Raw genomic sequence first — 22,510 nt, 5'->3', positions numbered from 1 at the left:
CCCCGGGTGACGAGTGTGGAGAACACGACCGCCGAACCGTCCGGCCAGGACGGCTCGGGACCCGGCGGCTACGCCGCGGCCCGGCTGCGCCTCCTCCAGGAGGAGGCGCGGTCCGGGCCTTCCCGGCGTTCCGCCCTGGCCGCACTGACCGATGACTGGCTCGGCGCCCTCTTCGCGCGGGCCGTACGCGAGACCGGCGTGCGCGGGGCGGCCCTGGTGGCGGTCGGCGGCTACGGCCGGGCGGAACTCTCCCCGCGCAGCGACCTCGACCTGCTGCTCCTGCACGACGGCAAGACCGGCACCAAGGCACTGGCCACGCTCGCCGACCGCCTCTGGTACCCCGTGTGGGACCTCGGCGTGGCCCTGGACCACTCCGTGCGCACCCCGGCCGAGGCCCGCAAGACCGCCGCCGAGGACCTCAAGGTCCAGCTCGGGCTGCTCGACGCGCGGCCCGTCGCCGGCGACGCGGGACTCCTCGCCGGGCTGCGCACCGCCGTCCTGGCCGACTGGCGCAACCAGGCGGCCAGACGGCTCCCGCAGCTGCACGCCCTGTGCCGGGACCGGGCCGAGAAGGCCGGGGAGCTGCGCTTCCTGCTGGAGCCCGACCTCAAGGAGGCGCGCGGCGGGCTCCGCGACGCCGCCGCCCTGCGGGCCGTCGCCGCGTCGTGGCTGGCCGACGCCCCGCGCGAGGGGCTGGCGGAGGCGCGCCGGCGGCTCCTGGACGCCCGGGACGCCCTGCACCTGGTGACGGGCCGGGCCACCGACCGGCTCTCCCTCCAGGAACAGGACCAGGTCGCCGCCCGGCTCGGGCTGCTCGACGCGGACGCGCTGCTGCGCGAGGTGTACGAGGCCGCCCGGGTCATCTCGTACGCCGGCGACGTCACCTGGCGGGAGGTCGGGCGGGTACTGCGCTCCCGGGCGGCCCGGCCGAGGCTGCGCGGCCTGCTGCTGGGCACGCGCGGGCCCGCCGTGCAGCGGGCACCGCTCGCCGAGGGCGTCGTGGAGTCCGACGGCGAGGCCGTGCTGGCCCTCGCCGCCCGGCCCGACCGGGACCCGGTGCTCGCGCTGCGCTTCGGGGCGGCCGCCGCACAGGCCGGTCTGCCGGTCTCGCTGCACTCCGTACGCCGCCTCGCCGCCCAAGGCAAGCCGCTCCCGGTGCCCTGGCCCGCGGAGGCGCGGGAGCAGCTGGTCACCCTGCTGGGGGCGGGCGAGCCGACGGTCGGGGTGTGGGAGGCGCTCGAAGCGGAGGGGCTGATCACCCGGCTGCTGCCCGACTGGGAACGGGTGCGCTGCAGGCCGCAGCGCAACCCCGTGCACACCTGGACGGTGGACCGGCACCTGGTGGAGACGGCGGTCCGGGCCGCCGCCCTCACCCGCCGCGTCAGCCGCCCGGACCTGCTCCTGATGGCCGCCCTGCTCCACGACATCGGCAAGGGCTGGCCCGGCGACCACTCGCTGGCCGGGGAGACCATCGCCCGCGACATGGCCGCCCGGGTCGGCTTCGACGCCGAGGACGTGGCGGTGCTCGGCGTCCTCGTACGCCACCACCTGCTGCTCATCGAGACCGCCACCCGGCGCGACCTGGACGACCCGGCCACGGTCCGGTCCGTTGCCGAAGCCGTCGGGTCGGCGGGCACCCTGGAGCTCCTGCACGCCCTCACCGAGGCCGACGCCCTGGCCACCGGCCCGGCGGCGTGGAGCTCCTGGCGGGGTTCGCTCGTGGCGGACCTGGTGGCCCGGGTCGGAGCGGTCCTCACGGGCGCGGCCCCCGCGACCACCGAGCTGGGCATCCCGGTCACCGAACAGGAACGCCTGGCGGTGGAGGCGCTGCGCACCGGGGAGCCGGTGCTGGCCCTGGAAGCCCGCCACGAGGAGGATTCGGTCGGGGTGGACCTGGTCGTCGCCGTTCCCGACCAGCCCGGGGTGCTGCCCGCGCTGGCCGGGGTGCTGGCGCTGCACCGGCTCACCGTCCGGGCGGCCGACCTGCGCTCGCTGGAGCTGCCGGACCTGCTGGGGGAGGTGCTCGTGTTCCGCTGGCGGGTGGCCGCCGAGTACGGGGCCCTGCCGGAGGCCGCCCGGCTGCGCACCGACCTGGTCCGGGCGCTGGACGGCTCGCTGGACGTCCCGGCGAAGCTGGCCGACCGCGAGGCCGCGTACCCGCGGCGGCGCGGGGTGGTCCCGCCGCCGCCCCGGGTGACGGTGGTGCCGGACGTCTCCTCGCTGGCCACCGTCCTGGAGGTGCGGGCCCCCGACGCCGTGGGACTGCTCCACCGGATCGGCCGGGCGCTGGACGCGGGCGGCGTCCGGGTCCGCAGCGCGCACGTCTCCACGCTCGGCGCGAACGCGGTGGACACCCTGTACGTGACCGACCCGGACGGCAAACCCCTGTCTCCCGGGGCCGCCGCCTCCCTCGCCCGCGCGGTCGGGACCGCCCTGCACTGAGCGCGCCCGGCGGTGGGCCCCGGACCGGTGACGGACCGCAGGGCCCACCACCGGGAAAGGGCCGATACCCTGGGGGACGACCACACGCCCCCGACCCGAGGAATCGCGACCACCGTGTTCGATACGCTTTCCGACCGCCTCAGCGCGACCTTCAAGTCCCTCCGGGGCAAAGGTCGCCTCTCCGAGCAGGACATCGACGCTGCGGCGCGGGAAATCCGTATCGCCCTCCTCGAGGCCGACGTCGCGCTTCCCGTCGTCCGTTCCTTCATCGCGAACGTCAAGGAACGCGCCCGCGGCGAAGAGGTCAGCAAGGCCCTCAACCCCGGCCAGCAGGTCCTCAAGATCGTCAACGACGAGCTCGTCTCGATCCTCGGTGGCGAGACCCGGCGGCTGCGCTACGCCAAGACCGCGCCCACCGTGATCATGCTCGCCGGTCTCCAGGGTGCCGGTAAAACCACCCTCGCCGGAAAGCTCGGCCTCTGGCTCAAGGGGCAGGGCCACACCCCGCTGCTCGTCGCCTGCGACCTCCAGCGCCCCAACGCCGTCAACCAGCTGAGCATCGTCGCCGAGCGGGCCGGGGTCGCGTTCTACGGCCCCCAGCCGGGCAACGGCGTCGGCGACCCGGTCCAGGTCGCGAAGGACTCCGTCGAGTACGCGCGGAGCCGGCAGCACGACATCGTCATCGTCGACACCGCCGGCCGCCTCGGCATCGACCAGGAGCTGATGCAGCAGGCCGCGGACATCCGCGACGCCGTCAGCCCCGACGAGATCCTCTTCGTGGTCGACGCCATGATCGGCCAGGACGCGGTCAACACCGCCGAGGCCTTCCGCGACGGCGTCGGCTTCGACGGCGTGGTGCTCTCCAAGCTCGACGGCGACGCCCGGGGCGGTGCCGCGCTCTCCATCGCGCACGTCACCGGCAAGCAGATCATGTTCGCCTCGAACGGTGAGAAGCTCGACGAGTTCGACGCCTTCCACCCCGACCGCATGGCGGGCCGGATCCTCGACATGGGTGACATGCTCACCCTCATCGAGCAGGCCGAGAAGACCTTCTCGCAGGCCGAGGCCGAGAAGATGGCGGCCAAGCTGGCGAAGGGCCCCAAGGAGTTCACGCTCGACGACTTCCTGGCCCAGATGGAGCAGGTCCGCAAGATGGGCTCCATCTCCAAGCTGCTCGGCATGCTGCCCGGCATGGGGCAGATCAAGGAGCAGATCAACAACATCGACGAGCGTGACGTCGACCGCATGGCCGCCATCATCAAGTCGATGACCCCGGCAGAGCGCCAGGACCCGCACATCATCAACGGCTCCCGCCGCGCCCGTGTGGCCAAGGGTTCCGGCGTCGAGGTCAGCGCGGTCAAGAACCTGGTCGAGCGGTTCTTCGAGGCGCGCAAGATGATGTCCCGCATGGCCCAGGGCGGCGGCATGCCGGGCATGCCCGGCATCCCCGGGATGGGCGGCGGACCCGGCCGGCAGAAGAAGCAGGTCAAGCAGGCCAAGGGCAAGCGCAAGAGCGGCAACCCGATGAAGCGCAAGCAGGAGGAGGCCGCGGCTGCGGCCCGGCGCGAGCAGGGACCGCAGGCGGCCGAGCCGGCCGCCGGCGGCAACCCGTTCGGTCTGCCCGCGGGCGGGGCCCAGCCCGGTCAGGACTTCGACCTTCCGGACGAGTTCAAGAAGTTCATGAAGTGAAGAAGCTGACGCGCTTCGCCACGTGACGGCGGCGCGGTGCGCGGAGCACCGCGCCGGAAGGGCCCTGGCCGGCCCGAGCGGGACCAGCCGGCCGGGGCCCTGCGCCGTTCCCGGGCGCGGCTCCCCAGGGGGCAATGGTCCGGTATCTCCCTTATGGTCGGCCGGGAGGACGGCAGTAAGGAGGCCCCGTGCCCAGCCCCACCCCCGCACCGCCCCGCGACCGGGCCGACACCCCCTGGCGTTCCGAGGGCGCGCCTCCCACCCCGCCGCCGAGGAAGAAGATGCCCGGCGGATGGCGCGGGCTGATCCTCGCCGCCCTGATCGTCTTCCTGGTCGCCAACCTGGTGCTGTCGTTCTACAACGAGGGCGACGAGCCGACGGTCTCCTACACCGAATTCAGCAGGCAGGTCGCGGACGGCAACGTCTCGAAGATCTACTCCAAGGGCGACGCCATCCAGGGGCAGCTCAAGGCCAAGGCGCCCAAGCCGGACGGCGGCAAGGGCGACTACACCAAGTTCGTCACCCAGCGCCCCGCCTTCGCCGACGACGACCTGTGGGCCAACCTCACCAAACACCAGGTCACGGTGACCGCCTCGCCCGTCGTCGTGCAGCGCAGCTTCCTCGCCAACCTCCTCATCTCGCTCGCCCCCATGCTGCTGCTGGTCCTGCTGTGGGTGGTCATCGCCCGCCGGATGGGCTCGGCCATGGGCGGCGGCCTCGGCGGCCTGGGCCGCAAGGCCCCGCCGAAACCGGTGGAGCTGGAGACGGGCGCCAAACGCACCACCTTCGAGGACGTGGCGGGCATCGACGAGGTGGCGGGCGAGCTCAACGACGTCGTCGACTTCCTCAAGAACCCGCAGGCCTACCGCCGGATGGGCGCCCGCATGCCCGGCGGGGTCCTCCTCGCGGGCCTGCCCGGCACCGGCAAGACCCTGCTCGCCCGCGCCGTCGCCGGGGAGGCCGGGGTCCCCTTCTTCTCCGCCTCCGCGTCCGAGTTCATCGAGATGATCGTCGGAGTCGGCGCCTCGCGGGTCCGCGAACTGTTCACCGAGGCGCGCAAGGTCGCCCCCGCGATCATCTTCATCGACGAGATCGACACCATCGGGCGGGTGCGCGGCGCCGGCGGCGGACTCGGCGGCCACGACGAACGCGAACAGACCCTGAACCAGATCCTCACCGAGATGGACGGCTTCTCCGGCTCGGAGGGCGTCGTCGTCCTCGCCGCCACCAACCGCGCCGACGTCCTGGACCCGGCGCTGACCCGGCCGGGCCGCTTCGACCGCCTGGTGCAGGTCTCCCCGCCCGACAAGAGCGGCCGCGAGGCGATCCTGCGCATCCACACCCGCGAGATCCCGCTCGCCGAGGGCGTGGACCTGGGCCGGGTCGCCAGTACGACTCCCGGCATGACGGGCGCCGAACTGGCCAACCTGGCCAACGAGGCCGCCCTGCTGGCCGTCAAGCGCAAGCAGACCGAGGTCACCCAGGCCGACCTCTCCGAGGCCCTGGAGAAGGTGCAGCTCGGCGCGGAACGCCCGCTGGTCATGCCGCTGGAGGAACGCCGCCGCACGGCCTACCACGAGAGCGGCCACGCCCTGCTGGGCATGCTCCATCCGGGCGCCGACCCCGTCCGCAAGATCACCATCGTTCCGCGCGGGCGGGCCCTGGGCGTCACCCTTTCCACCCCCGACGCCGACCGGTACGCGTACACGGAGGAGTACCTGCGCGGGCGCATCATCGGCGCGCTCGGGGGCATGGCGGCCGAGCAGGTCGTCTACGACGTGATCACCACGGGCGCCGAGAACGACCTCGAACAGGTCACCAACCTCGTGCGCGGCATGGTCGGCCGGTGGGGGATGAGCGAACGCGTCGGCCGCCTGACCGCGATCCCCTCCGACGGACAGAGCGCCTACGGGCTCTCCGCCGCGCCCGCGACGCTCGACGCCGTCGACGCCGAGATGCGGCGGATCGTGGACGAGTGCTACGTGGAGGCCTGCCGCCTCCTGCGGGAGCACCGCTCGCAGCTCGACGACCTCGCCGAGGCCCTGCTCGCCGCCGAGACCCTGGACGAAGCCGCCGCCTACGCCGCCGCCGGCATCCCGCGCCTGTCGAAGTGAGCGTCAGGCGCGGAACCGCCGGGTCAGCGGACGCGGGCGATGACGTAGCGGAAGATGTTCGGCAGCCACACCGCGCCGTCCGGCCGCTCGTACGGGTGAAGCGCCTCGGTCAGCTCCTTCTCCACCTGCGCCGGGTCGGACGCCGACTCGTACAGCCCCGTCGACAGCAGCCCGCGCACGGCGCTGTCCACGTCCGCGTAGCCGAACGGGCAGAACACCCGCCCCGACCCGTCCGGGACCAGACCCGCCCCGGCCACCAGCGCGTCCAGGTCCCGCGGCGCGGGCCCGGCGCCGAGCACCACCGGAACCGTGCACCGTTCCGAGGGCCCCCAGCCCGCCAGGACCACCGCGCCGCCCCGGCGGACCGCCGGGGCGGCCGCGCCCAGATCCCCGGAGCCGGGCGAGAAGGCCAGCAGGACGTCGTACGGCCGCGCACCCGCCGGCGGGTCCGCCCGCACTTCCAGCAGCCGCTCACGGGCCAGCGCACGCCGCGCCGCATCCGCCTCCACGCCCGTGACGGCGGCCCCGCGCCGCTGCGCCAGCAGGAGGGCCAGCCCGGCCCCGCACCCCAGGCCGAGCAGCCGGGCCCCGGGCCCGACCTCCAGCCGGTCGTAGACCGCCTCGTACAGCGGTACCAGCATCCGTTCCTGGATCTCGGCCCAGTCCCGGGCGACGAGCGTCGTCGTCGGCATCGGTGTCATCGAATGAGCGCTCCTGATTCCATGTCGCCCCCTTGCCCCCGTTGCCAGGGAACTCCCCATCGGCCCCCGCGTCCAGAGGAGTGCGCCACCCGATTCACGCATCGAGCGCCCGGCGCCGTACCATTCGCGCCATGGCAAAGGCACCCGTTCTCACCCCCCAGGCGGAGGATTTCCCCCGCTGGTACCAGGATCTGATCAACAAGGCCGAGCTGGCCGACAACGGTCCGGTACGCGGCACCATGGTCATCCGGCCGTACGGCTACGGGCTGTGGGAGCGGATGCAGCAGGAGATGGACGCGCGCATCAAGGACGCGGGTGCCCAGAACGCGTACTTCCCGCTGTTCATCCCGCAGTCCTACCTGACGAAGGAAGCCGAGCACGTCGAGGGCTTCGCCCCCGAGCTCGCGGTCGTCACGCACGGCGGCGGCAAGGAGCTGGAAGAGCCGGTCGTCGTCCGGCCCACCTCCGAGACGATCATCAACGACTACTTCTCCAAGTGGGTCCAGAGCTACCGGGACCTGCCCCTGCTGATCAACCAGTGGGCCAACGTGGTCCGCTGGGAGATGCGCCCGCGCGTGTTCCTGCGTACGAGCGAGTTCCTCTGGCAGGAGGGCCACACCGCCCACGCCACCTACGAGGACGCCCGCGACTACGCGGCGCGCATCCACACCGACGTGTACGGCGACTTCATGACGAACGTGCTCGGCATCGACGTCGTGCTCGGCCGCAAGACCGCCAAGGAGCGCTTCGCCGGCGCCATCAACACCCTCACGCTGGAGGGGATGATGGGCGACGGCAAGGCCCTGCAGCTGGGCACGAGCCACGAGCTCGGCACCAACTTCGCCAAGGCCTTCCACACCCAGTACCTGTCGAAGGAAGGCAAGCAGGAGCTCGTCTGGCAGACCTCGTGGGGCGTATCGACCCGCATGGTCGGCGGTCTGATCATGTCCCACGGCGACGACAACGGGCTGCGGGTGCCGCCGCGCCTCGCGCACGTCCAGGTCGTCGTCATGGCGATCAAGGGCGACGAGGCCGTGGCCAAGGTCCGCGAGCTGGGGGCCCAGCTCAAGGCCGCCGGAATCCGCGTCCAGGTCGACGACCGCGTGGACACGCCCTTCGGGCGCCGCGCCGTGGACTGGGAGCTCAAGGGCGTGCCGGTGCGCGTCGAGATCGGCCCGCGCGACCTGGAGAACGGCACCGCGATGCTGGCCCGCCGGATCCCCGGCGGCAAGGAGGCCGTGCAGATCTCCGCGCTGGCCGACCTCCTGCCCAAGGTGCTGGAGGAGGACCAGGCGCAGCTGCTGCGCGAGTCCCGCGAGCGCCGTGAGGCCCGCACCTGTGACGTCACGACGATCGAGGAGGCCGCCGAGGCCGCCGTCGCCGGTGGCTGGGCGCGCATCCCGTGGGCGGACCTCGGCCCGGAGGGCGAGGCGAAGCTGGCCGAGCAGGCCGTCTCCGTGCGCTGCCTGATCGCCGCGGACGGTTCGGTCCCGGAGGCGGACGACGCTCCCGGTACCCTCGCCATCGTGGCGCGCTCGTACTGATCGCCCGTTGATCGCAGCCACGCCCCCGGCGTGCGGCCCCGGCCGCGCGCCGGGGGCGTGGCCGTACTTGGTCCTCGTTACGTACCGACTCCTCCGGGGATATGCGCACACGTCCTCGTCGGGACGCATCAGACTGAACTGACTGGTACGTGCAAAAAATTTGGAATGGCCCGGAATCGGAACACCAGGGCACCTCGGCTCGTTGTCACGACGTGAGCACGACACCACCTGTTCTCGCCGCAGAGCTGGCGCAGGCGTGGGCCGATATTCAGCGGTACCACCCCGAGCTGCCTGACCTTGCCGCGCCCGAGTCCCTGATCGGAGAGTCGTCGTCCGCTTGCGGCGCCGAACTCTCCTTCGAGCGACTGCTGCACGAGGCAGTCCACGGCATCGCCGCCGCCCGTGGAGTCCGCGACACCTCGCGGGCCGGCCGCTACCACAACCGCAGATTCCTCGCGATCGCCGAGGAGATGGGGCTGGACCACTCCGAAGAGCCGCACGCCAGCAGCGGTTTCTCGCTGGTCTCGCTCAGTCCCGAGGCGAAGAAGCGCTACCGCCCCACGATGGAGCGGTTGCAGCGGGCGCTCAAGGCGCACACCGTCGCCACGGCCGCCGACACCAAGCGCAGCTTCCGCGGGCCGGCCGCGCGGCACGGCTCCTCGGGTGGCGGCGTCCGGGTCAAGGCGGTCTGCGACTGCGGGCGCAACGTGCGGGTCGTCCCGTCGGTGCTGGCCCAGGCGCCCATCGTCTGCGGCGGCTGCATGAAGCCGTTCCGCATCCCCGAGGTGGCCGTCTCGGCCGCCGCCTCCTGAGCCGCGGGCGCGGCCGTACGGACAGTCGTGCCGACGGGCCCGGCCGTCCGGCCGCGAACGGGCCGCCGCGTGCGGCTGAGCCCGTTCCCCCGCCGGACGCTCCGTCCGGCCTCCGTCCGGCACCCCTCACGGCTGAGCGCGCCGCAGGCATGTGGCACAATGGCTAGCTGTACTCGACAGTCGCACAGGACCCCTCTCTCCTCCGGCTGACGCGTCCATCGGGCACCCGAGTACCGCAACCCCACGTGGCATCTCATGTGCCCAACCACGTCAAGTTCAGGAGACACCACTCCAGTGGCAGTCAAGATCAAGCTCAAGCGCCTCGGCAAGATTCGCCAGCCGCACTACCGCATCATCGTCGCCGACGCCCGCACCCGCCGGGACGGTCGCGCGATCGAGGAGATCGGTATCTACCAGCCGACCTACAACCCGTCGCGCATCGAGGTCAACGCCGAGCGTGCGCAGTACTGGCTGTCCGTCGGCGCCCAGCCCACCGAGGCTGTGCTCGCCATCCTGAAGCTGACCGGTGACTGGCAGGCCCACAAGGGTCTCCCCGCCCCCGCGCCGCTGCTCCAGCCGGAGACGAAGGAGAGCAAGCGTCGCTCCTTCGACGAGTTCGCCAAGGCCCTCGAGGGCATCGGCGAGGGCAAGGGCGAGGCCATCACCCAGAAGGCGAAGAAGGCCGACAAGAAGGCGGACGAGGCTGAGGCCGCCGCCGAGTCGACCGAGGCCTGATCATGCTCGAGGAGGCTCTTGAGCACCTCGTGAAGGGCATCGTGGACAACCCCGACGAAGTGCAGGTCGCCTCGCGCAACCTGCGCCGCGGACAGGTGCTCGAGGTCCGGGTCCACCCGGATGACCTCGGGAAGGTGATCGGCCGCAACGGCCGCACCGCACGTGCGCTGCGCACCGTCGTGGGCGCGATCGGCGGGCGGGGGATCCGCGTCGACCTCGTCGACGTGGACCAGGTCCGCTGAAGAGTTGAACCACCGGCACGGGCCGGGGAGGGCGAATGCGCCCGCCCCGGCCCGTCGTCGTCTGAACAGGAGACAAGACAGTGCAGCTGGTAGTCGCGCGGATCGGCCGCGCCCACGGGATCAAGGGTGAGGTCACCGTCGAGGTGCGGACCGACGAGCCCGAACTGCGGCTGGGACCGGGCGCGGTGCTCCAGACGGAGCCGGCGTCGGCGGGCCCGCTGACCATCGAGACGGGCCGGGTGCACAGCGGGCGGCTGCTGCTGCGCTTCGAGGGCGTCAAGGACCGCACCGGTGCCGAGGCGCTGCGCAACATCCTGCTCATCGCCGAGGTGGACCCCACGGAGCTTCCGGAGGAGGAGGACGAGTACTACGACCACCAGCTGATGGACCTGGACGTAGTGCTGGAGGACGGTACGGAGATCGGCCGGATCACCGAGATCTCGCACCTGCCCTCGCAGGACCTCTTCATCGTGGAACGGCCCGACGGCAGCGAGGTGATGATCCCCTTCGTGGAGGAGATCGTCGCCGAGATCGACCTGGAGGAGCAGCGCTGCGTCATCACGCCGCCGCCCGGCCTGATCGACGACCGCGCCGAGGTCGTTTCGAGCCGTGACGAAGAGGCCGCGGCCGCCGGGGACGACGCCTGATGCGTCTCGACGTCGTCACGATCTTCCCCGAATACCTGGAGCCGCTGAACGTCTCGCTCGTCGGCAAGGCGCGGGCGCGCGGCCAGCTCGACGTCCACGTCCACGACCTGCGGGACTGGACGTACGACCGCCACAACACGGTCGACGACACCCCCTACGGCGGCGGGCCGGGCATGGTCATGAAGACCGAGCCGTGGGGCGAGGCCCTGGACGCGGCGCTGGCCGACGGGTACGAGGCCGGCGCCCACGGCCCGGTCCTGGTCGTCCCCACGCCCAGCGGGCGCCCGTTCACCCAGGAACTGGCCGTCGAACTGTCCGAGCGGCCGTGGCTGATCTTCACCCCGGCCCGGTACGAGGGCATCGACCGCCGCGTCATCGACGAGTACGCGACGCGGATGCCGGTGTACGAGGTCTCCATCGGCGACTACGTGCTGGCGGGCGGCGAGGCGGCCGTACTCGTCGTCACCGAGGCCGTGGCCCGGCTGCTGCCCGGGGTGCTCGGCAACGCCGAATCTCACCGGGACGACTCCTTCGCCCCCGGTGAGATGGCGAACCTGCTGGAGGGGCCCGTCTACACCAAGCCCCCGCAGTGGCGCGGCCGGGGCATCCCCGACGTCCTGCTGAGCGGGCACCACGGCAAGATCGCCCGGTGGCGGCGGGACGAGGCCTTCCGCAGGACGGCCCGCAACCGGCCCGACCTGATCGAGCGCTGCGAGGCCTCCGCCTTCGACAAGAAGGACCGCGAGATCCTCAGTCTCCTGGGCTGGAAGCCGACCCCCGACGGCCGGTTTTGGCATAGGCCGCAGACCGTGGAAGAATAGGCGGCTGTTGTGTGCTCGCGTACGCCCCTGCCACAGGGGGACCGTCGTCCGCGAGAGGGCGCAGCTCCCGAATTCTCTACGGAAATCCGCACCGGCGGCCTGTGGCGTCGTGCGAAGAAAGCAGACGAAGAACATGTCTCACCTGCTCGATGGCGTCAACGCCGCCTCGATCCGCTCCGACGTCCCGGCCTTCCGCCCGGGTGACACGATCAACGTGCACGTCCGCGTCATCGAGGGCAACCGCTCCCGTATCCAGCAGTTCAAGGGTGTTGTCATCCGTCGCCAGGGCTCTGGCGTCTCCGAGACCTTCACCGTTCGCAAGGTCTCCTTCAGCGTCGGTGTCGAGCGCACCTTCCCGGTGAACTCCCCGATCTTCGAGAAGATCGAGGTCGTCACCCGCGGTGACGTGCGTCGCGCCAAGCTGTACTTCCTCCGTGAGCTCCGCGGCAAGGCCGCGAAGATCAAGGAGAAGCGCGACCGCTGATCTCCCCTCCGGGTCCCGGGGGCGGCCGGATAGGCTCCCCCACGATGGACACCGAAGCAGAGCTCACCCAGCGCGGCCGCCCTTCCCCCGACCAGGGGGAGGGGCGGCCGCGCCGTGCGTTGGCCCCCCGTGGGCTGACCTGGCGGCGGGCCGGGCTGCTGGGGCTGGCCTGCACGGTCTTCGTGCTGCTGCTCGGCAACTTCGTCCTGCAGCCCTTCCTGATCCCCAGCCGGTCGATGGAGCCGACGCTCCGGGTCGGGGACCGGGTGCTGGTCAACAAGCTGGCGTACCGTTTCGGCGACCAGCCGAAGCGCGGGGACGTGGTCGTCTTCGACGGCAGGGGCTCCTTCGTCCCGGAGGGGCCGCAGGGCGATCCGATCGGCTCGGCCCTGCATGACGCGGCCTCGGTGCTCGGGCTGGCGGAGCCCTCCGACACCGATTTCGTGAAGCGGGTCATCGGCGTCGGCGGCGACGACGTGGTCTGCGACGAGAACGGCCGGATGAAGGTGAACGGGGTTCCGGTGGACGAGCCGTACCTCTACCCGGGCGACACCTCCTCGAAGGTGCCCTTCCGGATCGTCGTGCCCCTTGGGACCCTGTGGGTCATGGGCGATCACCGGTCCCAGTCGAGGGACTCCCGGGACCACCTGGGCGAGCCGGGCGGGGGAATGGTGCCGGTGGACGAGGTGATCGGACGGGCCGACTGGATCGGCTGGCCCGTGTCGCGCTGGGGCGCGGCGGGAACCGCGGGGGGCGGACATGGGTAGCCGGGGGCGGCCGAGGGGCAGGCAGGACCGCGGGCGGGACCCCGAGCCGGAGCCGGAGCCCGAACGGGCGGCGCAGGCGCCGCCGCAACCGGAGGGCGGCCGGGCCGAGCGCCGCCGGCTGGCGCGCCGGGTCCGCCGGCGCAGACGGACCCGCAGGGCGGGGGAACTGCCCCTGCTGGTGGTCGTCGCGCTGTGCATCGCCCTGCTCCTCAAGACCTTCCTGGTACAGGCCTTCTTCATCCCGTCGGGCTCCATGGAGCAGACGATCCGGATCGGCGACCGGGTCCTGGTGGACAAGCTCACGCCGTGGTTCGGCTCCAAGGTGGAGCGGGGCGACGTCGTGGTGTTCAAGGACCCGGGCGGCTGGCTCAAGGGCGAGGCGGCCCGGCCGGGCAAGGACCCGGTCGTCGTCAAGCAGATCAAGGAGACCCTGACCTTCATCGGCCTGCTGCCCTCGGCGGACGAACAGGACCTGATCAAGCGGGTCATCGGCGTCGGCGGCGACACCGTCAAGTGCTGCGACTCCCGGGGGCGGATCACCGTCAACGGGACGCCGCTTGATGAGCCTTACGTGAATCCCGGCAACGCCCCGTCGGAGATCCCGTTCGAGGTGAAGGTGCCGCAGGGCCGGCTCTTCGTGATGGGTGACCACCGGGCCAACTCGGCCGATTCCCGCTACCACCTCGACGAGGGGTTCCAGGGCACGATCGACGAGAACGGGGTGGTGGGGCGGGCCGTGGTGATCGCCTGGCCCTACGCCCACTGGCGGCAGCTGGAACAGCCCGCCACCTTCCTCACGGTGCCCGATCAGGCGCGGCGCGGACGGCGCGGCCGCGGTGGACGGCGTCGGGGCACGCGGTTCGCATAGTGTGTCCTCGGTCTCCCGCGCCTTAGGGAACTCCCGCTCGTTAAGGGAGGGGAGGGCCCGTGTCCGTACCGGCACGGGCGGCGATTGCGAGTGAGGGAGTGGATGTGGGGGATGTGGCGGTAGGCGCGCGGTCCGGACGCGACGAAGGTGCCGAGCGGCCGGAGGACGGCGTCGAGAGCGAGACCGAGAAGGGCGGAGCCGGGGCGCGCCCCCAGCGTTCGTTCTGGAAGGAGCTGCCGCTCCTCATCGGCATCGCCCTGCTGCTGGCCCTGCTGATCAAGACCTTCCTGGTGCAGGCGTTCTCGATCCCGTCGGAGTCGATGCAGAACACCCTCCAGCGCGGTGACCGGGTGCTCGTGGACAAGCTGACCCCGTGGTTCGGCTCGGAGCCCGAGCGCGGTGAGGTCGTGGTCTTCCACGACCCCGCCAACTGGCTCGCGGGCGAGGCCACCCCGGAGCCGAACTTCGCGCAGAAGGCCCTCAGCTGGATCGGCCTGATGCCGTCCGCCGAGGAGAAGGACCTGATCAAGCGGACCATCGCCATCGGCGGTGACACGGTCGAGTGCAAGCGGGGCGGCCCGGTCGTCGTCAACGGCAAGGCGCTCGACGAGCCGTACATCTACCCCGGCAACACGCCCTGCGACGACGCCCCGTTCGGCCCGATCACCGTCCCCAAGGGCAAGATCTGGGTGATGGGCGACCACCGGCAGAACTCGCAAGACTCCCGCTACCACATGCAGGACTCCACCCAGGGCTTCGTGCCGGTCAAGGACGTCGTCGGCCGGGCCGTGGTGGTCGCGTGGCCCGTCACCCGCTGGGCCACCCTCCCGGTTCCGGACACCTTCGACCAGCCCGGCATCGGCCACCAGGCCAAGGCCGCCGCACTCGGTCTCGACGCCTCGGGGCTGGCGCCGGTCGGACTCGCGCCGGCGGCCCTGGGGCTGACGGGCGCGGTCCCCGTCGTCCTGTGGCGCAGGCGGAAGCTGACCGGCGGCCGTACCGCCGGGTAGGGTGCCGCCCAGGTCGACGATCCCGAGTGTGGGGGCTGCTGCAATGGGCGGAACAAGAGCGAGCGGTACGCACGGCATACGGGCCGGCGGCAAGGGCCACGGTGGTCTCGGCAACGTGTTGTCGGGAATCGCCGTGGCCATCGGCTTTGTGCTCTTCCTCGGAGGTTTCGTCTGGGGGGCGCTGACCTACCAGCCGTACACGGTGCCGACCGACTCGATGGTGCCGACCGTGCGGCCCGGCGACCGGGTGCTTGCACAGCGGATCGACGGCGACCAGGTGCGCCGCGGCGACGTGGTCATCTTCACTGATTCCATGTGGAGTGACTCGCCCATGGTCAAGCGGGTGGTCGCGGTCGGCGGCGACACCGTGAAGTGCTGCGGCACGGGCGGCAAGCTCACGGTGAACGGCAAGGAACTGGACGAGCCCTACCTCGACGACGCCCGGCCCACCCCCCTGGATCCGGCGACCGTCCCGGTGCCCGGGGGCGCGTCCGACACCACCTTCGAGGTGAAGGTCCCCGAGGACAACCTCTTCCTGCTCGGTGACCACCGCGCGGGCTCGCTGGACTCCCGGGCCCACCTCCAGGAGAGCGGACAGGGGACCGTGGCCCGCTCGGCGGTCAGTGCCCGGGTGGACGCGCTGGCGTGGCCGTCGATGGCGATGGTGGAGCGGCCCGGGACGTACGCCGCGCTCCCCGGCGGGACCTCCCGGCCGGGGCCGCTGCGGCTCCAGCTCGCCGCGGTGGTCGCCGGGGCCGCACTCGTGGTGCTGGGGGCCGCCTACGGGCCCGTCACGCGGGTGCTGGGCCGCGGGCGCCGGCGGGAGCGCGTCGATGCCCGCTGACGAGGTCCGCAAGGTGTCCCGGGTCATCCTGCTGGACCCGCAGGACCGGATCCTGCTGCTGCACGGCTTCGAACCGGGCGACCCCGCGAACGACTGGTGGTTCACCCCCGGCGGCGGGGTGGAGGGCACCGAGACGCGTGCGGAGGCCGCACTGCGGGAACTCGCGGAGGAGACCGGCATCACCGACGTGGAGCTGGGGCCGGTCCTGTGGCACCGGTACTGCGCCTTCCCCTTCGACGGACGGCGCTGGGAACAGGACGAGTGGTACTTCCTCGCCCGGACGAGCCGGACCGCGACGGTGACGACCGGGTTCACGGAGCTGGAGCGGCGCACCGTCACGGGAGCGAGGTGGTGGACCTCCGAGGAACTTCTCTCGGCACGTGAGACGGTGTACCCGACCAGACTCGCCGGGTTGCTCCGTACGCTGCTCGACGACGGTCCTCCGGGTGCGCCGGTGGTCCTGGCCCCCGAAATCGTTTAGGGGCCCGGGGCTCTGGCGCACAATAGGGGGACGCACGGCTGAAGGGGAACATGCCATGAGTGCCGAGGACCTCGAAAAGTACGAGACCGAGATGGAGCTGAAGCTCTATCGGGAGTACCGCGACGTCGTCGGTCTGTTCAAGTACGTGATCGAGACGGAACGCCGTTTCTACCTCACCAACGACTACGAGATGCAGGTGCACTCGGTCCAGGGGGAGGTCTTCTTCGAGGTCACCATGGCCGACGCGTGGGTCTGGGACATGTACCGTCCGGCCCGCTTCGTCAAGCAGGTGCGCGTGCTGACCTTCAAGGACGTGAACATCGAGGAGCTCAACAAGAGCGACCTCGAACTTCCCGGCAGCTGATCGGCCCGCCGCCGGAGCCGCGGCGGGGCCGGCCCGGGGGCCTCGTGTCACCCGCAGGGGTGAGCGTGTTTTCCACAACGCCCCTGTTGTCCACCAAGATCCACACGGGGGACGGGGACGCGCGATCGTCGGTGCCGGAGGTGGTGCCGGATGAACGCGAAGAGCGTGGCGCAGCAGCAGGCATTGGGCCGGTACGGCGAGGAACTGGCGGTACGGCGGCTCACCGAGTCCGGGATGTCGGTGATCGCCCGGAACTGGCGGTGCCGCAGCGGGGAGATCGACATCGTCGCGCGGGACGGTGACTGCCTCGTCGTGTGCGAGGTGAAGACGCGCAGGGCGGGGGAGGCCGGGCAGGGGGTGTTCGAGCACCCCATGGCCGCGGTCCGGCCCGGCAAGGCCGAGCGGCTGCGCCGGCTCGCGGGGCGCTGGCTGGCCGATCACGGGGGACCCCCTCCGGGCGGCGTGCGGATCGACCTCGTCGGGATCCTGCTGCCGCGGCGCGGTGCGCCCGTGGTGGAACACGTCAGGGGGGCCGCCTGATGGGGTTCGCGCGGGCCTGCTCGGTGGCGCTGGTGGGGGTCGAGGGCGTGGTGGTCGAGGTCCAGGCCGACCTGGAGCCGGGCGTCGCGGCCTTCACCCTGGTGGGGCTTCCCGACAAGACGCTGGTCGAGAGCCGGGACCGGGTGCGGGCCGCGGTGGTCAACTCCGGCGCGTCCTGGCCGCAGAAGAAGCTCACGGTCGGACTCAGTCCGGCCTCCGTACCCAAGTCCGGGGCCGGCTTCGACCTGGCGGTGGCGGCGGCCGTGCTCGGTGCCGCCGAGGTGGTCGACCCGGGCGCCATCGCCGATCTGGTCCTGATCGGGGAGCTCGGTCTGGACGGCCGGGTGCGGCCCGTGCGGGGAGTCCTGCCCGCCGTCCTGGCCGCCGCCGAGGCCGGGTACCGGCAGGTGGTGGTCCCGCAACAGTGCGCCGCCGAGGCGATGCTCGTCCCGGACGTCTCGGTGCTCGGGGTACGGAGCCTGCGGCAGCTGATCGCCGTCCTGACCGACGGGGTCGTGCCCGAGGAAGAGGACCCGGCCGCCGGGCGCCCCGATCCGATGCTGGCAGGGCTGCTGGTACCGGGCGCGGGGCTGGGCACCGGAATCTCCCGCGGGGGCGGCGGGGACGGCCCCGACCTCCCGGACCTCGCCGATGTCGCCGGGCAGCACGCGGCACGCCGGGCCCTGGAGGTGGCGGCCTCAGGAGGGCACCACCTCTTCCTCAGCGGGCCTCCGGGCGCGGGCAAGACGATGCTCGCCGAAAGGCTGCCCTGGATCCTTCCGCCGCTCACCCGACAGGATTCCCTGGAGGTGACGGCTGTCCACTCGGTCGCGGGAATCCTGCCGCCCGGTGAACCCCTGCTCGCCCGGCCGCCCTACTGCGCCCCGCACCACTCCGCGACCATGCAGTCCCTGGTCGGCGGCGGGGCGGGGGTGCCCAGGCCCGGGGCGGTCTCCCTGGCCCACCGGGGCGTGCTGTTCCTGGACGAGGCGGCCGAGTTCGGCGCGAAGGCGCTGGACGCGCTGCGCCAGCCCCTCGAAGCGGGGCACGTGGTCATCGCCCGGGCCGCCGGGGTGGTAAGGCTGCCGGCCCGCTTCCTGATGGTCCTCGCCGCCAACCCCTGCCCGTGCGGGCGGCACACGCTCCAAGGGGCCGGCTGCGAATGCCCGGCCTCGGTGATCCGGCGCTACCAGGCGAGACTGTCCGGGCCGCTGCTCGACCGGGTCGACCTGCGCGTGGAGGTGGAACCCGTCACCCGCTCCGACCTGCTGGGGCACGGCGGCCGGGGCGAAGCCACCGCGGTGGTCGCCGACCGGGTCCGAGAAGCCCGCGACCGGGCCGCCGCCCGGCTCGACGGCACCCCGTGGCGGCTCAACTCGGAGGTGCCCGGGCACGAGCTGCGCACCCGCTGGCAGGCAGGCCCGGGCGCGCTGGCCCAGGCCGAGCGGGACATGGAGCGGGGGCTGCTCACGGCGCGGGGGCTGGACCGGGTGCTGCGGGTCGCCTGGACCGTGGCCGACCTGCGCGGCAACGAGCGCCCCGACGCCCTGGACGTGGCCGTCGCGCTGGAGCTGCGCACCGGGATCGCCCGCGGGGCGACGCTGGCGATGGCGGCAGGGTCATGAGTCCCGGGGAAGAGCCGGACGCCGGGCCCGGGCAGGCGGGAGCGGCGGAGCCGGAGTCGGGCGGTGGGTCCCGGGCGGCCGGAGCGGAGGGGGCGGAGCCGGAGACCCGGGAACCCGGTGCGGCGGGGTCGGGCGGCCCCGGGGCGGAGCTGTTGGCGCGGGCCGCGCTGACCCGGGTGCTGGAGCCCGGGGACGAGCACGGCGGGCGCTGGCTGCGGGAGTTCGGCGCCGTGGGCCTGATACGGCTGCTGACCGGAACGGACCCGGAGCCGGGGGAGCGGCGCCCGACCGGGGTGGGGCCGGAGCGGCTCGCCGGATACCGCAGACGGGCCGCCCTCGCCGACCCCCGGCGCGACCTGGCGGAGGCCGCCGAAGCAGGGGTGCGGTTCATCTGCCCCGGGTCGGCGCAGTGGCCGACCCAGCTGGACGACCTCGGTGACGCCCGGCCGGTCGGGCTGTGGGTGCGCGGCGGGGCGGACCTGCGGACCTGGGCGCTGCGCTCGGTCGCCCTGGTCGGGGCCCGGGCCTGCACCCCGTACGGGGCCCACATGGCGCAGACCCTGGCGGCCGGTCTCGCCGAGCGCGGCTGGGTGGTGGTCTCCGGGGCGGCCTACGGGATCGACGGAGCGGCCCACCGCGGGGCCCTCGCCTCGGGCGGAGCCACGGTCGCGGTGCTGGCCTGCGGGGCGGACGTGGCCTACCCGCGCGGCCACGCCGGGCTGCTCGGCCGGATCGCGGGCCAAGGTGTGGTGCTGGGCGAGCTGCCGCCCGGCAGCCACCCCACGCCGAGCCGGTTCGTGCTCCGCAACCGGGTCATCGCCGCCCTCACCAGGGGCACGGTGGTCGTGGAGGCGGCCGTGCGCAGCGGCTCCCTGGTCACCGCCAGACGGGCCCGTGAGCTGGGGCGCTTCACGATGGGCGTCCCGGGCCCCGCGACCAGCTCCCTGTCGGCCGGTGTCCACGAACTGCTGCGCGGCGAGGCGGTGCTCGTCACGGACGCGGCCGAGGTGGTCGAGCTGGTCGGCGGCATGGGCGAGCTGGCCCCCGAACGGCGGGGCCCGGTGTTGCCCCGGGACCTGCTGGACCCGGCCGCCGCCCGGGTGCTCGAAGCCCTCCCGGCGGGCCGCCCGGCGCAGTTGGCGGAGGTGGCCCTCGCCGCCGGCACCGGCACCGATGAAGTCATCGGCAGACTGTACGAACTTCACTCTCTGGGGTTCGTCGAACGGCAGGGCGACGCCTGGCAGTTGACCGCGCGCACGCCCCGGGGAGGCACTCGAACCGGTGGCACCCGGCGAGGCGGTCGTTGACCTGGGGCGTTCCGGTGAAAGAGTGACGCCGATGAGAGACGCGGTCTTCCCGGGGGCGGTCGCCGGGACCGTGCGCCAAGCGCCGGTCCCGGCCCGTCCGTGCCGTTCGGGGCGCTCTTGCGGCCCCGCGCCATCCCGTACTCTTCGCGCACCGCGACACTTCCGTCACGCTACGCTCCCAAGGAATCCGGCTCCGGCAAAGGCGAAGCATGCCCCAGCACACCTCAGGGTCTGACCGCGCTGCGGTGCCCCCCGCTGCCCGCGGCGGCAGTGTGCGGTCCACCGCGCCCTCGTCCCTGGAGGTGCTGTGGCGCTCGTACAAGGACTCGGGTGACGAGAGGCTGCGGGAGCAGCTGATCCTGCACTACTCACCGCTGGTGAAGTACGTGGCCGGCCGGGTCAGCGTGGGCCTGCCGCCCAACGTCGAACAGGCCGACTTCGTCTCCTCCGGCGTCTTCGGGCTCATCGACGCCATCGAGAAGTTCGACATCGAGCGGTCCATCAAGTTCGAGACGTACGCCATCACCCGGATCCGCGGCGCGATGATCGACGAACTGCGGGCGCTGGACTGGATCCCCCGCTCGGTCCGGCAGAAGGCGCGGGCCGTGGAGCGCGCGTACGCCACGCTGGAGGCCCAGCTGCGGCGCACCCCGACCGAGCACGAGGTGGCCGGGGAGATGGGGATCGGGGTGGAGGAGCTCCACACCGTGTTCAGCCAGCTGTCGCTGGCGAACGTGGTCGCCCTGGAGGAGCTGCTGCACGTCGGCGGCGAAGGCGGGGACCGCCTCTCGCTCATGGACACCCTGGAGGACCACGCCGCCGACGACCCGGTGGAGGTGGCCGAGGACCGCGAGCTGCGCAGACTGCTGGCCCGCGCGATCAACACGCTGCCCGAGCGGGAGAAGACGGTCGTCACCCTGTACTACTACGAGGGCCTCACCCTCGCGGAGATCGGCAACGTGCTGGGCGTCACCGAGAGCCGGGTCAGCCAGATCCACACCAAGTCCGTGCTCCAGCTGCGGGCCAAGCTCGCGGACGTCGGCCGGTGACGACGGGCACGGTCGGCGGCGCGGCCGGCCGCCCCTTGCGTCGATGACCCGTGTCCTGGCGGCCGTTGCTCCGTAGAGTGGTCGGGTGCCAAGGATTCGAGCGGCCTCCGTGGCCGAGCACCGGTCGATGCAGCGCGACGCCCTGTTGGACGCCGCCCGTTCCCTGCTGTCCGAAGGCGGTACGGAGGCCCTGACCTTCCCCGCCCTGGCCCAGCGCACCGGGCTCGCCCGGTCCTCCGTGTACGAGTACTTCCGCTCCCGCGCGGCGGTCGTCGAGGAGCTGTGCGCGGTGGACTTCCCCGTCTGGGCCGCCGAGATCGAAGCGGCGATGGAGGCGGCCCCGACGCCCGAGACGAAGATCGAGGCCTACGTCCGCAGCCAGCTCGGGCTGGTCGGGGACCGCCGCCACCGGGCGGTGGTGGCGATCTCGGCCAGTGAGCTGGACGCCGGTGCGCGGGAGAAGATCCGCGCGGCGCACGGCGGACTGGTCGCGATGATCGTCGAGGCGCTGGGCGCCCTCGGCCAGGCGGAGCCGAAGCTGGCCGCGATGCTGCTCCAGGGGGTCGTGGACGCGGCGGTCCGGCGGATCGAGCTCGGCGCCGCCGAGGACCCGGCCGTGGTGACGGAGGCGGCGGTCGCGATGGCCCTGCGCGGCGTCCGGGGCTGAGCGGTCCGGGGCTGGGCGGTCCGGGGCTGGGCGGTCCGGGGCTGGGCGGTCCGGGCCTGAGCGGTCGTGGCCCGAGCGGTCGTGGCCCGAGCGGTCGTGGCCCGAGCGGTCCGGGCCCGAGCGGCGCCGGTCTCAGCCGCCGCCCGGCGGCGACGTCGGGAGCAGCCTCGGGGCCGGGCGCGGGAGCAGGGTCAGCGGGTTGAGGTACGTACCGCCCGCCAGCAGCCCCCAGTGCAGGCAGGGCTCCTGGCAGTGGGCGCCCTCCGTCAGCACCGCCACCACCTGCCCCGCCGCGACCTCCTCGCCCTCCGCCACGAGCGGCCGGACCGGCTCGTACGTGGTGCGCAGGCCGCCCGGCAGGGTCAGGGACAGCACCCCGCGCCCCGCGACCTGCCCGGCGTAGTACACCCGGCCGGGCCCCACGGCGCGCAGCCGCGCCCCCACGGGCGCCGCCAGGTCCACCCCCCGGTGACCGGCCGCGTACGGCGTCGGGGGCGGGTCCCACCACCGCGCCACCACCAGGGGCGGCGGCAGCGGGCGGACGGCGGAGGTGAGCGCCTGGGACAGCGCCACGAGCAGGGTGAGCAGCAGTGTCGTCATGCGGGACAGCCTCCCGCGCCGCCTCCGGGCGGCGTCCGGGCCTGTGGACAACCCGGACGGTGTGGACAAGCGCGTCACCCGGCATACCGCCGGGTCCCGTACACTTCTTGTGGCGATCCGGGTCACCGGGTCGACTTCGCACGCCCCAGCACCGGCC

At 72.9% G+C, this 22,510-nt stretch carries 23 protein-coding genes; 21 read left to right on the top strand and 2 right to left on the bottom strand.

What is annotated here, in order from left to right; all coding sequences use genetic code 11:
• Positions 1–6: 6 nt before the first annotated feature.
• The 3 genes from OG861_RS09355 (at position 7) to ftsH (ending at position 6,245) form a co-directional block, all read left to right on the top strand.
• Complete coding sequence (locus tag OG861_RS09355) at positions 7–2,442, top strand: [protein-PII] uridylyltransferase (protein ID WP_329198672.1); 2,436 nt, start codon at positions 7–9, stop codon at positions 2,440–2,442.
• Between the two features lie 114 nt (positions 2,443–2,556).
• Positions 2,557–4,131, top strand: a complete 1,575-nt coding sequence (gene ffh, locus OG861_RS09350; protein ID WP_329198674.1) for a signal recognition particle protein — start codon at positions 2,557–2,559, stop codon at positions 4,129–4,131.
• A 188-nt stretch (positions 4,132–4,319) separates the two neighbouring features.
• Positions 4,320–6,245, top strand: a complete 1,926-nt coding sequence (ftsH, locus tag OG861_RS09345) for an ATP-dependent zinc metalloprotease FtsH (RefSeq protein WP_329198676.1) — start codon at positions 4,320–4,322, stop codon at positions 6,243–6,245.
• A 23-nt stretch (positions 6,246–6,268) separates the two neighbouring features.
• Here ftsH and OG861_RS09340 read toward each other — a convergent pair whose 3' ends face one another.
• Complete coding sequence (locus tag OG861_RS09340) at positions 6,269–6,937, bottom strand: methyltransferase type 11 (RefSeq protein ID WP_329198678.1); 669 nt, start codon at positions 6,935–6,937, stop codon at positions 6,269–6,271.
• Positions 6,938–7,077: 140 nt separating this feature from the next.
• Between OG861_RS09340 and proS the strand changes: the two genes are divergently transcribed.
• The 18 genes from proS (at position 7,078) to OG861_RS09250 (ending at position 21,753) form a co-directional block, all read left to right on the top strand.
• The gene (gene proS, locus OG861_RS09335; RefSeq protein WP_329198680.1) at positions 7,078–8,490 is read left to right on the top strand and encodes a proline--tRNA ligase; all 1,413 of its coding nucleotides are present in this window, start codon (positions 7,078–7,080) and stop codon (positions 8,488–8,490) included.
• A gap of 212 nt (positions 8,491–8,702) precedes the next feature.
• Positions 8,703–9,302: a hypothetical protein gene (locus OG861_RS09330; protein ID WP_136213352.1), complete on the top strand. Its 600-nt coding sequence runs from the start codon at positions 8,703–8,705 to the stop codon at positions 9,300–9,302.
• A 294-nt stretch (positions 9,303–9,596) separates the two neighbouring features.
• Positions 9,597–10,037, top strand: coding sequence for a 30S ribosomal protein S16 (gene rpsP / locus OG861_RS09325; protein WP_136213353.1), 441 nt, complete (start codon positions 9,597–9,599; stop codon positions 10,035–10,037).
• A 2-nt stretch (positions 10,038–10,039) separates the two neighbouring features.
• Positions 10,040–10,279 carry an RNA-binding protein gene (locus tag OG861_RS09320; protein WP_030011889.1) on the top strand — a complete coding sequence of 80 codons (240 nt, stop codon included), beginning with the start codon at positions 10,040–10,042 and terminating at the stop codon, positions 10,277–10,279.
• 80 nt (positions 10,280–10,359) lie between these two features.
• Positions 10,360–10,926: a ribosome maturation factor RimM gene (gene rimM, locus OG861_RS09315; protein ID WP_329198683.1), complete on the top strand. Its 567-nt coding sequence runs from the start codon at positions 10,360–10,362 to the stop codon at positions 10,924–10,926.
• Entirely contained in the window at positions 10,926–11,747 is an 822-nt protein-coding gene (gene trmD, locus OG861_RS09310; protein ID WP_329198685.1) for a tRNA (guanosine(37)-N1)-methyltransferase TrmD, read from the top strand. Before rimM ends, trmD begins: the two co-directional genes overlap by 1 nt.
• Before the next feature lie 133 nt (positions 11,748–11,880).
• Positions 11,881–12,231 carry a 50S ribosomal protein L19 gene (gene rplS / locus OG861_RS09305; RefSeq protein WP_136213356.1) on the top strand — a complete coding sequence of 117 codons (351 nt, stop codon included), beginning with the start codon at positions 11,881–11,883 and terminating at the stop codon, positions 12,229–12,231.
• A gap of 44 nt (positions 12,232–12,275) precedes the next feature.
• Positions 12,276–12,998: a signal peptidase I gene (gene lepB / locus OG861_RS09300; protein WP_329198688.1), complete on the top strand. Its 723-nt coding sequence runs from the start codon at positions 12,276–12,278 to the stop codon at positions 12,996–12,998.
• On the top strand, positions 12,991–13,866 hold the full coding sequence (gene lepB / locus OG861_RS09295; protein WP_329198690.1) for a signal peptidase I: 876 nt from the start codon (positions 12,991–12,993) through the stop codon (positions 13,864–13,866). The genes lepB (OG861_RS09300) and lepB (OG861_RS09295) overlap by 8 nt, the downstream gene beginning before the upstream one ends.
• Before the next feature lie 104 nt (positions 13,867–13,970).
• Positions 13,971–14,876 carry a signal peptidase I gene (lepB, locus tag OG861_RS09290; protein WP_443056622.1) on the top strand — a complete coding sequence of 302 codons (906 nt, stop codon included), beginning with the start codon at positions 13,971–13,973 and terminating at the stop codon, positions 14,874–14,876.
• Between the two features lie 43 nt (positions 14,877–14,919).
• Entirely contained in the window at positions 14,920–15,720 is an 801-nt protein-coding gene (lepB, locus tag OG861_RS09285) for a signal peptidase I (protein WP_329202479.1), read from the top strand.
• On the top strand, positions 15,710–16,201 hold the full coding sequence (locus tag OG861_RS09280; RefSeq protein ID WP_329198692.1) for an NUDIX hydrolase: 492 nt from the start codon (positions 15,710–15,712) through the stop codon (positions 16,199–16,201). Before lepB (OG861_RS09285) ends, OG861_RS09280 begins: the two co-directional genes overlap by 11 nt.
• Before the next feature lie 55 nt (positions 16,202–16,256).
• Positions 16,257–16,565, top strand: a complete 309-nt coding sequence (locus OG861_RS09275) for a DUF2469 domain-containing protein (RefSeq protein ID WP_006139554.1) — start codon at positions 16,257–16,259, stop codon at positions 16,563–16,565.
• Between the two features lie 150 nt (positions 16,566–16,715).
• The gene (locus OG861_RS09270; RefSeq protein WP_329198694.1) at positions 16,716–17,105 is read left to right on the top strand and encodes a YraN family protein; all 390 of its coding nucleotides are present in this window, start codon (positions 16,716–16,718) and stop codon (positions 17,103–17,105) included.
• Positions 17,105–18,730 (top strand): YifB family Mg chelatase-like AAA ATPase, encoded by a 1,626-nt coding sequence (locus OG861_RS09265; protein ID WP_329198696.1) that lies wholly within the window; start codon positions 17,105–17,107, stop codon positions 18,728–18,730. The genes OG861_RS09270 and OG861_RS09265 overlap by 1 nt, the downstream gene beginning before the upstream one ends.
• Positions 18,727–20,037: a DNA-processing protein DprA gene (gene dprA, locus OG861_RS09260; RefSeq protein WP_329198697.1), complete on the top strand. Its 1,311-nt coding sequence runs from the start codon at positions 18,727–18,729 to the stop codon at positions 20,035–20,037. The genes OG861_RS09265 and dprA overlap by 4 nt, the downstream gene beginning before the upstream one ends.
• Positions 20,038–20,246: 209 nt before the next feature.
• Complete coding sequence (gene whiG, locus OG861_RS09255; RefSeq protein ID WP_136213430.1) at positions 20,247–21,086, top strand: RNA polymerase sigma factor WhiG; 840 nt, start codon at positions 20,247–20,249, stop codon at positions 21,084–21,086.
• A 109-nt stretch (positions 21,087–21,195) separates the two neighbouring features.
• Entirely contained in the window at positions 21,196–21,753 is a 558-nt protein-coding gene (locus tag OG861_RS09250; RefSeq protein ID WP_329202481.1) for a TetR/AcrR family transcriptional regulator, read from the top strand.
• A gap of 132 nt (positions 21,754–21,885) precedes the next feature.
• Here OG861_RS09250 and OG861_RS09245 read toward each other — a convergent pair whose 3' ends face one another.
• The gene (locus OG861_RS09245) at positions 21,886–22,353 is read right to left on the bottom strand and encodes a M23 family metallopeptidase (protein ID WP_329198699.1); all 468 of its coding nucleotides are present in this window, start codon (positions 22,351–22,353) and stop codon (positions 21,886–21,888) included.
• Between the last annotated feature and the right edge of the window lie 157 nt (positions 22,354–22,510).

Source organism: Streptomyces sp. NBC_00539, assembly GCF_036346105.1.
GTDB lineage: Bacteria > Actinomycetota > Actinomycetes > Streptomycetales > Streptomycetaceae > Streptomyces.
This window is presented reverse-complemented; position numbering and strand designations above follow the sequence as displayed.